Origin of the sequence: Bradyrhizobium sp. 27S5 (assembly GCF_037217225.1) — a bacterium.
Lineage (GTDB): Bacteria > Pseudomonadota > Alphaproteobacteria > Rhizobiales > Xanthobacteraceae > Bradyrhizobium > Bradyrhizobium septentrionale.
Genome location: NZ_CP147714.1, coordinates 501960 through 516182 on the forward strand (window position 1 = coordinate 501960; position 14223 = coordinate 516182).

10 protein-coding genes are annotated in these 14223 nt (G+C 64.9%); 5 read left to right on the top strand and 5 right to left on the bottom strand.

The window, feature by feature from the left end; translation table 11 throughout:
• Positions 1 to 112: 112 nt before the first annotated feature.
• Positions 113 to 1402 carry a dicarboxylate/amino acid:cation symporter gene (locus WDM24_RS02395; protein WP_166299246.1) on the top strand — a complete coding sequence of 430 codons (1290 nt, stop codon included), beginning with the start codon at positions 113 to 115 and terminating at the stop codon, positions 1400 to 1402.
• Positions 1403 to 1414: 12 nt separating this feature from the next.
• Positions 1415 to 2344 carry an amino acid ABC transporter substrate-binding protein gene (locus tag WDM24_RS02400; protein WP_166299245.1) on the top strand — a complete coding sequence of 310 codons (930 nt, stop codon included), beginning with the start codon at positions 1415 to 1417 and terminating at the stop codon, positions 2342 to 2344.
• A 61-nt stretch (positions 2345 to 2405) separates the two neighbouring features.
• On the opposite strand, the gene WDM24_RS02405 is transcribed toward WDM24_RS02400, so the two are convergent.
• Positions 2406 to 3341: a RimK-like protein gene (locus WDM24_RS02405; protein ID WP_338830315.1), complete on the bottom strand. Its 936-nt coding sequence runs from the start codon at positions 3339 to 3341 to the stop codon at positions 2406 to 2408.
• Between the two features lie 297 nt (positions 3342 to 3638).
• Here WDM24_RS02405 and WDM24_RS02410 point away from each other — a divergent pair, with 297 nt between their 5' ends.
• The 3 genes from WDM24_RS02410 (at position 3639) to WDM24_RS02420 (ending at position 7513) form a co-directional block, all read left to right on the top strand.
• Complete coding sequence (locus WDM24_RS02410; protein WP_338830316.1) at positions 3639 to 4412, top strand: ferredoxin--NADP reductase; 774 nt, start codon at positions 3639 to 3641, stop codon at positions 4410 to 4412.
• A gap of 264 nt (positions 4413 to 4676) precedes the next feature.
• Positions 4677 to 5546, top strand: a complete 870-nt coding sequence (locus WDM24_RS02415) for a patatin-like phospholipase family protein (protein ID WP_338830317.1) — start codon at positions 4677 to 4679, stop codon at positions 5544 to 5546.
• A gap of 341 nt (positions 5547 to 5887) precedes the next feature.
• Entirely contained in the window at positions 5888 to 7513 is a 1626-nt protein-coding gene (locus WDM24_RS02420; protein WP_338830318.1) for an FMN-binding glutamate synthase family protein, read from the top strand.
• 84 nt (positions 7514 to 7597) lie between these two features.
• On the opposite strand, the gene WDM24_RS02425 is transcribed toward WDM24_RS02420, so the two are convergent.
• From WDM24_RS02425 to WDM24_RS02440, 4 genes are all read right to left on the bottom strand, one after another.
• The gene (locus tag WDM24_RS02425; protein ID WP_338830319.1) at positions 7598 to 9058 is read right to left on the bottom strand and encodes an FAD-dependent monooxygenase; all 1461 of its coding nucleotides are present in this window, start codon (positions 9056 to 9058) and stop codon (positions 7598 to 7600) included.
• A 453-nt stretch (positions 9059 to 9511) separates the two neighbouring features.
• Positions 9512 to 11500, bottom strand: a complete 1989-nt coding sequence (locus WDM24_RS02430) for a carbohydrate porin (RefSeq protein WP_338830320.1) — start codon at positions 11498 to 11500, stop codon at positions 9512 to 9514.
• A 548-nt stretch (positions 11501 to 12048) separates the two neighbouring features.
• Complete coding sequence (locus tag WDM24_RS02435; protein ID WP_338830321.1) at positions 12049 to 13692, bottom strand: NRAMP family divalent metal transporter; 1644 nt, start codon at positions 13690 to 13692, stop codon at positions 12049 to 12051.
• A gap of 151 nt (positions 13693 to 13843) precedes the next feature.
• Complete coding sequence (locus WDM24_RS02440) at positions 13844 to 14170, bottom strand: hypothetical protein (RefSeq protein WP_338830322.1); 327 nt, start codon at positions 14168 to 14170, stop codon at positions 13844 to 13846.
• Between the last annotated feature and the right edge of the window lie 53 nt (positions 14171 to 14223).

Sequence of the window (14223 nt, forward strand, 5' to 3'; positions counted from 1 at the left end):
GCATTCCACAACGGGAACATTTCGGCAAAGGCCCGCTCGGCGCGAAGCGTGTTGCTTAGCTGCGTAAATCTGCCACACTTGCCGTTCGTCGGGAACTTACGGGGGTAAGAGAATGTCGAACAGGTTTACGCAGTACATCCTGATTGCGATGGTCCTTGGCATCGCGATGGGGACGATTGTCTTCAACTACTTTCCTGACAGCCGTGCCGAGATCGCAGCAGACGTCAATTTGATTGCGATGCTGTTCCTGCGCCTGATCAAGATGATCATCGCGCCGCTGGTGTTCGCAACCCTCGTCGGCGGCATCGCCCATATGGGAAGCGGCGCTCGTCTCGGCCGCATCTTCGCCAAGACCATGGGCTGGTTCGTCACCGCATCATTTGTCTCGCTGCTGCTCGGCCTCGTGATGGTCAATTTGCTGCAGCCCGGCGCCAACTTCCCCGGCACGCTGCCCGACAAGGCGCAGTCGACCGGCCTGCCGGTGTCGGCTTTCTCCTTTGAGAAATTCTTGACCCATTTGATCCCGACCTCGATTGCGGACGCGATGGCGCAAAACGAGATCCTGCAGATCGTGGTGTTCGCGGTGTTCTTCGCGGTCGCGCTCGGCGCCATGCCTGAGCGGGCCAAGCCGATCATGGGCCTGATCGACGACCTCGCGCATATCATGCTCAAGGTCACGGGCTATGTGATGCTGTTCGCCCCGCTGGCGGTGTGGGCCGCGATCATGGCCACCGTCTCGAAGAACGGCCTCGGCGTGCTCTGGAAGCTCATCGTCTTCATGGGCGGCTTCTATCTGTCGCTGCTGATCCTGTGGAGCATCCTGGTCATCGTCGGGTTCATCGCGATCGGGCCACGCTACAGCCACCTGCTGCGGCTGATCCGCGAGCCGCTGATGATCGCGTTCTCGACCGCCTCTTCGGAGGCGGCCTATCCGAAGACGCTGGAGGGGCTGAACCGGTTCGGCGCCTCCTCGCGCATCTCGGCCTTCGTGCTGCCGCTCGGTTATTCCTTCAACCTCGACGGCACGATGATGTACTGCACCTTCGCGAGCATCTTCATCGCGCAGACCTACCACATCGAGATGTCGCTCGGCACGCAGCTCGCGATGCTGGCGACCTTGATGATCACCTCGAAGGGTGTGGCCGGCGTGCCGCGCGCCTCGCTGGTGGTGATCGCCTCGACCCTGGCGCAGTTCAACATCCCCGAGGCCGGGCTATTGATGATCATGGGCATCGACACCTTCCTCGACATGGGCCGCAGCGCCACCAACGTGATCGGCAACTCGCTGGCGACTGCGGTGGTTGCGAAGTGGGAGGGCGAGCTGAAGGCCGAGCACGAGCTCGGGCCCGACGACGCGGTGCCGCAGGATGCGGTGCCCGGCGCCGTGATGGCTGGCCATTGACGGGAGGCATGCATGCATCGCGCCCGCTGGAGGCCGATACGGGCTGAGAGGCTACTGCTGTCAGCATGTTTGCTGGCAGCAAGCCTGCTCGCCGCACCGGTGTCCGCACAGCCGGCGGGCGAGGGGCTCAGCCCCACGCTCGCCAACATCAAGGCCACGCACACGGTGCGGATCGGCTATCGCGAGAGCTCGCCGCCGTTCTCGTTCCTCGACCACTCGAACCGTCCGATCGGCTACAGCCTCGAGCTGTGCGATGCGATCGTCGAGGAGATCGGGACCGAGGTCGACGACGCCAACCTCAAGGTCGACTATGTCAAGGTCACTTCCGACGACCGCATCCCGGCGGTCGTCGACAAGAAGATCGATCTCGAATGCGGATCGACCACGGCGAATGCCGAGCGCGGCAAGCTGGTCGCGTTCTCGCCGCTGATGTTCGTGGCCGGCACCAAGCTGATGGTGCCGAAGGCCTCGGGCGTCACCCAGGTCGGCGACCTGAAGGGCAAGACGGTGGTGGTGACCAAGGGCACCACCAACGAGCAGGCGATGCACAATGTCGACGCCAAGCAACAGCTCGGCCTCAACATCGTCACCTCGCCCGACCACGAGCAGTCCTACCAGATGCTGGTGGACGGCAAGGCGGATGCGTTCGCGACCGACGACATCCTGCTCTACGGCCTGATCGCGCGGCACAAGTCGCAGGACAAGTTCCGGGTCACCGGCGACTATCTGTCCTACGATCCCTACGGCATCATGTACCGCAAGGGCGAGCCGCAGATGAAGGAGGTGGTCGAGCGCGCATTCCGCAAGCTCGCCTCGAACCGCGACATCGTCCCGCTCTACAACAAGTGGTTCGTCGCCCGCCTGCCGACCGGCGAGAAGCTCAACGTCGCGATCTCGCCGCAACTCGAAGAGGCCTTCAAGGTGCTCGACGAGAACCAGTAGGGTAAACACCCGTGTCGTCCCGGCCTAGTGGGCAATTGCGCACTAGGCCGGGACGACGAAGTTACGCGAACACCTGATCCAGCGCCGCCGAATACGCCGCCTCGACCAGCGCCGGATGCCGGCGGCCCAGTGCCTCCATCTTCACCCCGGAATTCACCTCGAGGATTTGCCACGCGCCGTCAATGCGCACGACGTCGATCGAGGCAAAGCGGATGCCGACGGCCTGCGCGGCCTTGATCGCGAGCGCGACGCAGGCCTCAAGCGTCGCGTCGTCAGTGAGCAGCACGGGCTCGGCGCCGGCATCGAGATTGTGCCGCCAGTTCAACAGCCGCCGCTCGCCGGCCGGTGGAATGGCGTCGAGCGCGGCGGCGTCAAAATCCTCGGTGATGGTCTCGAGCTGCTCCGCCGTCGCGGTCGCCTGCGCCAGCGCGCGCAGCGAATGGACGCCGTCGCCAATCACCGACGGGCGCGTCTTGCCGTAGACGATCAGCGCGCGATCATCGAGCAGCACCACGCGCACCTCGTCCTCGATCTCGCCGTAAGGCGAGATCGCAAGGCTCGGATGCGCGGCCAGGATGCGCGCGACCGCGGTCTCCAACTGCCCGCGCGTCGTGACGCGAAAGACGAGCTCGCCGGATGTCCCCTCGTTGGGTTTGACGACAAGCCCGCGCGGATGCTCGTCGAGCAGACGCTGCATCGCCTCCAGCGAGTCCGATCCCGGGATGTGCTTGCTGAGCTTCGCGCCGAGAACCAGCGTGTGCGGAATGGCTGATACGCCGGCCGATGCCAGCACCTCGGCGCAGGCCGATTTGTCGTTGGCGACCTGATGCGCGACCGCGCTGTTCAGCCCGATGTCGTAGCCGATCACGAGCCGCCGTTCGCTGCCCCTGGTCATGATGACCAGCCAGCCGCTGGAGCGCACCTCGACCGCGATTCCGCGCGCCAGACAATATTTTTTGATGGTTTCCAGGAAGATTCGCTGGCTGATCAGGACCACGAGATCATTTTCCCTTCGCCGCGGTTTTCGTAGCAATTATTTGCCAGATCGGCGCGGATATCAGCAAGTAAATTACGTGCAGCACCACGCGTTAACGATGTCGTGGTTGAACCTCTGCGCGAAATCGAACGACTGCCATTCCGAGATCGCAATTGCACGCCAGTTGATCTTGACTATCTCACGTATAGGCGCAATGGACACGCGAGATCTTCAGTGATTTCGGCCACTTCTGCGCCGTCGCGAGCAGTCTAGAAATCAAACCATTCTAAATCTGGTCAGTCGAGAAAACGAAAACACATGAGCGCGTTCTATCGAGAGAAAGTTCTTTCCGTTCAGCACTGGACCGATACGCTTTTCAGCTTCCGGGCGACCCGTGATTCCGGTTTCCGCTTCCAGAACGGGCAGTTTGCCATGATCGGCCTCGAGGTCGACGGCCGGCCGCTGCTGCGCGCCTATTCGATGGCGAGCGCCAATCACGAGGAAGAGCTCGAGTTCTTCTCGATCAAGGTGCAGGACGGCCCGCTCACGTCCAAGTTGCAGAAGATCCGCGAGGGCGACACCATCCTGGTCGGCCGCAAGGCGACCGGCACGCTGATCACCGACAATCTCATTCCCGGCAAGCGGCTGATGCTGCTGTCGACCGGCACCGGCCTCGCGCCGTTCGCCAGCCTGATCAAGGACCCCGAGGTCTATGATCGCTACGATCAGATCCTGCTGGTGCATGGCTGCCGCCAGGTCTCCGAGCTCGCCTATGGCGAGGAGCTGGTCGCCAAGCTGCGCGACGACGAATTGTTCGGGCCGCTGCTGTCCGAGAAGCTGTCGTACTATCCGACCGTGACGCGCGAGCCGTTCCGCAACCGCGGCCGCATCACCGACCTGATCACCTCCAGCCAGCTGTTCACCGACCTGCACCAGGGCCCGCTCGACATCGAGACCGACCGCATCATGATGTGCGGCAGCCCGGGCATGCTGGAAGAGCTGAAGCAGCTGTTCGAGACCCGCGGCTTCAAGGAAGGCAGCGGCAACACCCCCGGTCACTTCGTGATCGAGAAGGCGTTCGTCGAGCGCTGATCCTTGTCGTCCCGGCCAAGCCAACGGGTCGCGCGAATGCGCGCCCGATGACAGGCTCCGCGCGAGCCGGGACCCATAACCACCGCTACCGATTTGACGAAGGCTGGGGCCCCATCGGGCTCCAGCCTTTGCATGTGTGGTGATGGGTCCCGGCCTTCGCCAGGACGACGACAGTGTTTGTGGTACGCAGCATTCCCGCGCTGCTATAACGCCCCCAACGCCGCGCAACCGTTTCCCGAACGCGGCGAGTAAGGGAGCTGCACCTTGTCCATCACCGATCCGGATGCCCCGAAGACCGCCTTTGTGTTTGCCGGCGGCGGCAGCTTTGGCGCGGTCCAGGTCGGCATGCTGCAGTCGCTGGCTGCCCACGGCGTGGCCGCCGACATGGTGGTCGGCTCCAGCGTCGGCGCGCTGAACGGCGCGTTCTATGCCGGCGACCCGACGGTCGCGGGCGTCGCGCGGCTCGCCGAGATCTGGCGCGGCCTGAACCGGAATGACGTGTTTCCGGTGACCTGGAAGACGCTGGTCGGTTTCCTGTGGCGGCGCGACTTCCTGATCCCGCATGACGGCGTTCGCAAGCTGATCGACGACCACATCCCGTTCCGCAATCTTCAGGACGCGCGGATCCCGATCCACATCGTCACCACCGACATCATCAGCGGCGACAGCGTGGTGCTGTCGGAAGGCTCGACGGCGGAGGCGATCGTGGCATCGACCGCGATCCCCGGCGCGTTCACGCCGGTGCGTTATCGCGATCGCTTCCTGGCCGATGGGGCGATCTCCAGCAACACGCCGGTCCGCGTCGCCGTGAAGCATGGGGCGAAGCGCCTGATCGTGCTGCCGACCGGGCACGCCTGCGCCAACCAGGCGCCGCCGGTCGGCGCGCTCGCCAACGCGCTGCATGCGCTGACGCTGCTGATCGCGCGGCAGCTCGTCAACGAGCTCGAGAACATCGGCCCCGATGTCGAGTATTTCGTCGTGCCGCCGCTCTGCCCGCTGGTCGGCTCGCCCTACGATTTCACCCGGACCTCGGATCATATCGCACGCGCCCTCGACACCACCAACGCGTGGCTGGAGAGCGATGGCCTGAAGGCGGGCCACATTCCGCACGAGTTACAGCCGCACGACCATTAAGCGAACGGCGCTTTCACCTCTCCCGCTTACGGGGGAGGTCGCATTGCATCGTAGATGCAATGCGGGTGGGGGCTTTCTCCACGGAAAGAGCCTCGCGTGTGGAGGCACCCCCACCCCAACCCTCCCCCGCAAGCGGGAGAGGGAGCGCAGTCTTCACGCAACCCCCTTCGTTGCACTGCAGCAGATGGGATCAAATTGAACGATCATGACCGGCAACCGCCCATCCGGGCGGTTGTCACATCTGTGACTGCTCGGCCGTATAACCGTGGTGCACTTGTTCCGCGAGTTGGATTAGGCTCGCGGCCGACAGGGGATTTCAGGCAGACCGGTTGAGGGTTTCCATGGACACGATACTGCTTCCGTTCTCGCCACGCTTCATCGTGCTGACGATCTGCGCCGTCGTCACCGCGCTCCTGCTGCTGGTCGGGATTTTCGATCCCAAGGTGTTCAAGATCGTTCTGATCCCGCTGATCATCTTCGGCGCGCTGACATTGCTCGGCATCCGCGACCTCACCCAGAAGGGCCATGCGGTGCTGCGCAACTATCCGATCTCGGCGCATGTCCGCTTCCTGCTCGAGGAAATCCGCCCGGAGATGCGGCAGTATTTCTTCGAGAGCGAGAAGGACGGCATGCCGTTCTCGCGCGACACCCGCGCGGTGGTCTATCAGCGCGCCAAGATGGTGCTCGACAAGCGGCCGTTCGGCACCCAGGAGGACGTCTACCGCGAGGGCTATGAGTGGATGCACCATTCGGTGGCGCCGAAGCCGCATGCCGACCAGAAATTCCGCATCACCATCGGCGGTCCCGACTGCAGCAGGCCGTATTCGGCCTCGGTCTTCAACATCTCGGCGATGAGTTTTGGCGCGCTCAGCCCGAACGCGGTGCGGGCGCTCAATGCCGGCGCCAAGAAGGGCGGCTTCGCCCATGACACCGGCGAGGGCGGCGTCAGCCCCTATCACCGCGAGATGGGCGGCGACATCATCTGGGAGGTCGGCTCCGGCTATTTCGGCTGCCGCAACCGCGACGGCACCTTCAATCCGGAGCTGTTCGCAAGCGTCTCGGGCGACGACCAGATCAAGATGGTCGAGCTCAAGATCAGCCAGGGCGCCAAGCCCGGCCACGGCGGCGTGCTGCCGGCCGCGAAGGTGTCGGAGGAGATCTCCAAGATCAGGGGCGTGCCGATGGGCGAGGATTGCATCTCGCCAGCCTATCACAAGGCGTTCTCGACGCCGCTGCAGATGATGGAATTCGTCGCCCAGATGCGCAAACTGTCGGGCGGCAAGCCGGCCGGCTTCAAGATGTGCATCGGCCATCCCTGGGAATTCCTGGCGATCTGCAAGGCGATGAAGGAGAGCGGGCTCTATCCCGACTTCATCGTGGTCGACGGCAATGAGGGCGGCACCGGCGCCGCGCCGCTCGAATTCATGGATCATTTGGGCATGCCGATGCGCGAGGGCGTCAATTTCGTCCATAACGCGCTGGTCGGCATCGGCGCGCGCGACCGCATCAGGATCGGCGCCTCCGGCAAGATCGCGACCGCCTTCGACATGGCGCGCGCGATGGCGATCGGGGCCGACTGGTGCAATTCGGCGCGCGGCTTCATGTTCTCGCTTGGCTGCATCCAGTCGCTGAGCTGCCACACCGACCGCTGCCCGACCGGCGTGACGACGCAGGATCCGATCCGCAACCGCGCGCTCTACGTGCCCGACAAGATCGAGCGCGTGTACAATTACCACCACAACACGCTGCACGCGCTGACCGAGCTGCTCGCGGCCGCCGGCCTCGAGCACACCAAGGATCTGCGGCCGATCCACTTCTCGCAGCGGAGATCGACCACCGAGGTCTCCTCCTTCGCCGAGCTCTATCCGGCGCTGCGCCCCGGCGAGTTGCTCGATGGCACCCAGGACCGCCGCTACCGCGACGCCTGGGCGATGGCGCGCGCGGATTCGTTCCAGCCGGCGGGGTAGGGCGGTAGCGGTTTCGGTTCACCTCTCCCGCAAGCGGGAGAGGTGACGCAGTCCCGATGCTGCTACCGCTTAGACTCCATCTGTTCACGCAGCAGTCACGCCGAACCATTTGGTCAGCGCCTCGGTCAGTCCTACCTGCGTTCGCTCGCCAACCCACGCCACATATCCGTCGGGCCGCACCAGAACCGCGGCCGGCGTCGGAACGGTTCCGAGCACCGGAAGCTCCCACGCGCCGTTGTATGTCGCGTCGATCCGCTGAATCCGGTCGGGCCATCCAGTGCTATCGATGGTACCGAGGCCACCAAAATTGATCAGCAGCGGCCGGGCTTCGTGCAGTAGGGCGAAGACCCGAACCCCACCGTCAGGCAGGACCAGATCGAGATCCGGCATGCGGCGTCCAAGCAGCGGATGGCCGTCGGCAAGGCCGTAACGAATGTCCAGCCCGGACATCATGCCGGCGTGGCGCTTGCGCGGTTCGTCCATTCTGAGCAGTTCGGACACGAACTCGTCCAGCGCCTTGCTGCGGTCGTCGGTGCGGCGAAGCGCGACCTGCGCCAACGTGTTGCGCAGCACGCGGACGCCGATCGGATGGCGTTCAGCGTGATAGCTGTCGAGCAGACCGTCAGGTGAAATGCCCATGATCACTTGTGCCAGTTTCCACCCCAGGTTCACCGCATCCTGCACGCCGATATTGAGCCCCTGTCCACCCATCGGCGCATGCACATGCGCGGCGTCACCGGCGAGCAGGACGCGCCGGTCGCGGTAGGCGGCGGCCTGACGTGCCATGTCGGTAAATCGTGAAATCCAGGTCGGATTGTTGATCCCGAAATCAGTTCCGTAGACGGCGATCAGCGCTGCGCGCACATCGCTCAAGCCAGGCTCCGTGGTCTGCAACTGCCGCTCGGTCAGCACCAAGCGTATGCCGCGCCCGTCCTCGAGCTTGCCGATCCCGTGGATGCCGGCGGTATCGTGGCGGAAGCCAAATGGCGGCTCCTCGGACATCTGCGCTTCCGCGATCAGCCAGCTCGTGGTCGGATTCCAGCCGGGGAACTCGATGCTCGCTGTCTTGCGGATCAGGCTGCGTCCTCCATCGCAGCCGACGAGATACTGCGCTCGCAGCGAATGCCCGTCAGACAGCGCGATGTCGACGCCGGCGTCGTGCTGCGCAAAGCCGGTCACCTCACGTTGGCGATAGATCGGCACACGGAGCTCGCCGACCCATCCGGCCAGGATGCGCTCGATATGGTTCTGCCAGAGCGCGAGCGTGTAATTGTGCCGGGTCGGAAAGTCGCTGAGGTCGAGCGGCATCGGGTGGACGTGCACGACTGGATGGCGCTTTCCTTCGGAGACGAACCGATCCGCGATGCCGCGCTGGTCGAACACCTCGAGCGTTCGTGCATGCAGGTCGCCGGCGCGCGAACCGGTGAGGTCCTGGCTGGCGCGCCGCTCGACAATCGCCACGTCGATATCAGCCAGTGCCAGTTCCCCCGCCAGCATCAGCCCGGTCGGACCTCCGCCTGATATCACCACCTGATGTTCGTTCATCCCGCGCTCCCTCAGTTCGATTGGGCGCGCGTTCTACGGGATGACCCCGGGCTTGCGGCAAGCCCGGGGGGTCTACATATAACTGAGTGGGGAGAGGGCTTTTGCCGCCCCGATCAATCCAGCCATCATTGCCAGAGAATCCGTAGCCCGGATGGAGCGGAGCGCAATCCGGGATTCTTTGCCGCGCGGATAAAGCAGCCCCGGATTTCGCGGAGCCTGTCATCGGGCGCGCGAACGCGCGCCCCGTTGGCTTCATCCGGGCTACGCTAGCTAGCTCCGAGACATCATTGCGAAGAACGGCGCGGCAAATTCACTGTCGTCCCGGCGCAGGCCGGGACCCATAACCACAGGGTGTTGTATTTGCCTCGCTGTGGCCCCGACCTGCCATAACCACATACAGCGGTGGTTATGGGTCCCGGCTTTCGCCGGGACGACGTGGGGAGATTGCGCGTCTCAAAACTCCCCGTGGATGCGGCCGGAGAAGATGTGCACCGGGCCGCGGTCGGCGTTGTAGGCGGGGTTGGTAATGAACTGATAGTCCGCGGTCAAGGTCAGGTTCTTGTTCACCTGATAGGCGTAGTAGGTCTCGAAGATCCGCTCCGGGCTGTAGTTCAGCGCGCCGTCGCCGATCAGGAGGCCAAGGCCGCCGGCGGCGAGATAGTCGTGATGCGCGGCTGACAGCCCGTTGACCGCGCCGCCGATGCCGATCGTGTCGTTGGCCCGTCCCCAGCGGCTGCCCTTGATCGACAGGCCGCCGGAGATGCTGCGGTCGACATCGGTGAACGACAGGATCTCGTTCTGGCCGTCGTTCCAGCTGAGGCGGCCAAACAGGCCGACGTCGGTTGCGATCTGCTGCTCGCCGTTCAGATAGAAGCCGTATTTCAAATTGTCCTTGCGGATGCTTGCCATCACGTCGTTGATGTCGAGCCCCGGATTGGCGTCCTCGATCGCGAGCGCTTGGCGGTAATTGCCGGTGTTGCCGCGATTGCCGAACACGCCGACGCGCAGTTTGCCGGGTTGGTCGAAGATCGAATAGCGGCCCTCGAACTCCACCACCGCGCCGCCGGTGTTGAACACCAGGACGTCGCTGTTCGGCGCATTCGGCACCTGGAACACGCCGGCGCGCACCGCCCAGTCCTTGCGGTTGAGCTCGACCACGGCGCCGCGGGTATAGCCGGGCAGGTCGGCCGGGAAGTCGTAGGCGGCAGACGCCCACATCGCCCAGTTCATGAAGTCGGCGCGCGGGTCCTTGGCGTAGGAATTGCCGTCGAAGAAGTCGCCGACCGCAAAGCGCCCGACCACGACCGTGAGGCGGTCGATGTCGCGCTTGCCCGCGATCTGGTTCGGACCGTCGGCGACGTCTTCCTGCTCGCCGCCGAAGCCGAAGGTCTGCTTGAAGTAGTAGCGCTGCGGCCGGATCTTCGGGTATGGCGCGCCGGCCTTCTGCGCTTCGCCGTTGGAGAAGCCGGCGAGGCCGAGCGTGCCGTTGAGGCCAAAGCCCTGCGCCGTTTCCGGATTGAAGTAGAACTCGCCGCCCTCCCAGAGCCGCACGCCGAGAAATGCCGTGGTGGTCCAGGTCTGCTGCATCTGCCCGGCGCCCGGAAGGCTGTTGGTGCCGGAATACGGCGCGCGGAACGAGGCGTAGCCCTGCGGGAGCAGCGTCGTCTGCGCGTGCACGCTCCAGTCGGTGGATTCAGGCAGCAAGGTCTGCGCCGGCGTCGCCGACCATGGCGAGTCGCCGAACTGGTAGTTCAGGCCGAATTTCAGCAGGTGAATGTGCGGATCGATGCTGACGCCGGGCATGCCGAAGTCGGCGAGACCGAGCGTGCGGCGCGACAGGTCGATGTAGTCGTATTCGACCTTGGCGGTCCAATTGCCGCTCACCGCAAACTCGGCGCCGGCGCCGGCGGTCCAGCCGGTCTGGTACTGGCCGGGCTCCGAGATCACCTCGCCGTCGGTGTCGTTGACCCTGACCTGGCTGTGTCCCCAGGCGAAGCCGCCGGTGACATAGGGCATCCAGGTGCCGAAGCTGTAGCCGGCACGGCCGCGCACCGTGCCGACATAGTCGATCGACGAGTTGAACGGGCCGAGCCTGCGCCGCGGCAGGTCGGTCGGGCCGGTGAACGTCGCGTCGGCCTCGACGCCGAGCACGAAGCGGTTGGCGAATTCCTTGTTGTATCCAACCTGGAAGCCGCCGATCCCGCCGGTGATCGTGGGCGGAAAGAACACGCCCTGTTCCAGAATTGGGTTGGTGCCGGGGCCGAGCGTGCCGTCGCCATAGCCGACATGGGCGCCGACATAGAAGCCGGTCCAGCTGTAGACCGCCCGCGCGGCCGGAGACTTGAGCGCCAGATCCGCCGCAGTCGCCGGCGTGCCGAGGGTGGCCGCGCCGAGCGCTGCGCCGGCGGCGATCTGAACCCGGAAGAGGCGGACGCAGGTCATGACGCGGCTTTCGGCGAACGGTTGGCGGTTTCGCCCGGCATCACTGCAGATTTGGGGGCCGCTTGCCACCCGAGATTTGAAATCATCGCCCGCCGTCCCCGGTCCGATCCGTGTCGGTCCATCCAAAGCCAGATCAGCACCTAGCATCCCCTGTTGCTTATTGCAAATCATTCGCAATAGCAACTGAGGTGCCCCAGATACCTCCTCGATTTGCACGCCACCATGACAGTCACGTAACAGCGCCAGCTGGCATGCCTTGTCCGCTGCGATCGGCCGCGCCTCCGCGGCGAACAGGTCGAGGGCCCGACCCGATCAATCGACACCACCATCGTCTTCGTCCCTTGTTTTGGCGAACGCCGGTTGCGCTGTGCCGCCGAGCACGACCCGTGCGCCAGCCCGTTCGACGCATCGCGCCATGGACAGCGCTGTCCGCATCCCGGCGTCTGAAATCACGCGTCGCTGATAGAGCGCGGTCGCGCCGCGTAGGATGGCGCTTGCCAGCCTGAGCAACACGATCGCGCCCCATCGCCGGCCGCGGCCAGGCGCCGTCACGCTCCCACCGTGGCGAGCTGGACGATGCGCAGCAGCACGAGGCCGGCGGCGACGATCAGGTAGCCACGCAGCACCAGCATCCAGATCCGGCTCAGCGCGCTGAGGCGCGCCTTTGGCAGCCGGTCGAGCGGCGGCATCCGCCAGGTGTCGCGGTCGAACAGCGGCGGCTTCAGTTTGGGGCGGAAGGAGGCATTACGGTGCGACGACATCTCGTACAGCTTGACGAGCGCGGTGACCGCGAGCCCGAGCCCGCTGCCGCCGACGAGGATACCGATGATCCAGGCTTCGCTGAGATCGGGGAACAGCACCGCGGCGGTCAGGATCACCGACAGCATCACCAATGCCGCGACCACCGCGCCCGTGAACAGGTTCAGTTTGGTCGAATTGACCCAGGGCCCAAGGATGTGGCGGTCATTGCACAGCAGGAGCAGGAACACGGTTGCGCTGGGCAACAGCACGCCGGCCAGCGTTTGCACCGCGTTGGTGAGCAGCCCGAGCGGCGTACCCGGCGTCAGCACCAGCACGGCGGCGAGCACGATCAGGCCGCAATAGACGGTGTAGAAGCCCTTCGCATCCCACGGCTTGCGATGCAGCGAGTGCTTGACCGCGAACACGTCGCCGATCGCGTAAGCCGTTGCGAGCGAGACCGCCGCCGCGCCGATGATGCAGGCATCGAGCAGCGCGAGGGCGAACAGCACCGCCGGCAGCCGGCCGGCATATTTCTCGAGCCCGACCGCGGTTCCCAGCGCGTCGGTGTAATTGCCGAATTCGGGCCGTCCGGCGAACACCGCCGCACAGAACGAGATCATCGCCACGGCGCCGACCACCACCAGCGCGATGCCGATGCACAGATCCATCCGCTCATAGCGGATGAAGCGCGGCGTGATCCGCTTGTCGACGATGTAGCTCTGCTGGAAGAACAATTGCCATGGCGCCACCGTGGTGCCGACGATGGCGACGATCAGCAGCATCACCTCGCTGAGCCTGGCGTCGTGCGGCATCTTCGGCACGAAGAAATCGGCCGCGATCTGCCCGATCGGCGGATGCACCATCAGGATGACGGGCACCAGCAGCAGGCTGCCGACCACCAGCACGATGCCGAAGCGTTCGAAGCGGCGGAAGTCTCCGGTCGAGACCGCCAGCATCACGATTCCAGCCGAGGCCAAGACGCCCCAGAACTGCGAGACGCCGAGAAAGCTCAGCGCCAGCGTGATGCCGATGAACTCGGTGACGATGGTCAGCGCGTTCAGCACCAGAAGGTCGATGACGCTGAAGGCGCCCCAGAACTTGCCGAAGCGCTCGAAGATCAGCCGCGCATGGCCGACGCCGGTGACCGCGCCGAGCCGCACCACCATCTCCTGGTTGACATAGAGCACCGGGATCAGGAGCAGCAGCGTCCACAGCAGCGTGGTGCCGTAATTCTGTCCGGCCTGGGTGTAGGTGCCGAAGGCGCCGGCATCATTGTCGCCGACCATCACGATCAGGCCGGGCCCGACGATCGCGAGCAGTGTCTTCAGCCGGGCCAGCCACGTCGCGCGCGGCGCAGTGTCGTCGCGGGCGATGCTGCCGAGCGCGCCATGGATGTCGCCGGCATGCGCGGTATCGAGAATGGCGGTTGGGGTGGTCGTGGTTTCGGTCATTTCGCGTCTCCTCGCCGCCCTCTGGGGGCACGGCGGAGGGACGCGGAGCCGTCAGGCGCGCACGTCTCTGCTGCCGTGAGCGGCGGCATTTCCAGATGTGATGCAGTTCAAGAATCCCGCTGCTGCGCCTGAGCGGCGCGCAACGGGGCAACTAGGTCCTTCGTCCATGTCGGCCTCCTAAAGCCGCGCCGCGGCTTTCACCACGTGGCGCGTTGACGTTGCGCGCGGGGCCAAGGCGTCGGCCCGCGCGTCGCTGATGATCGAGATCGCCGCTGGTGTTGTCGATGGTCCACCGGCATTCCAGCTGGCCATCGATCAGGACCCAATGACAGACCGGGGTTGGACGCCGACGGTCCGCCGGGCGGCGAAAGCCCGGCAGGTTGTCATTGCAATGCATGGCCGGCCGCGGCGGCATGCGCCGCGGCTCGACAACACGCCGCGGGCTTGCTTGCCGGAATTTTGCGAGCTTTTCGAACATCGCTCACCTCCACTTCCGCTGGTCGCGGCAGGCCGGTGAGGAGCGGGCGGTCA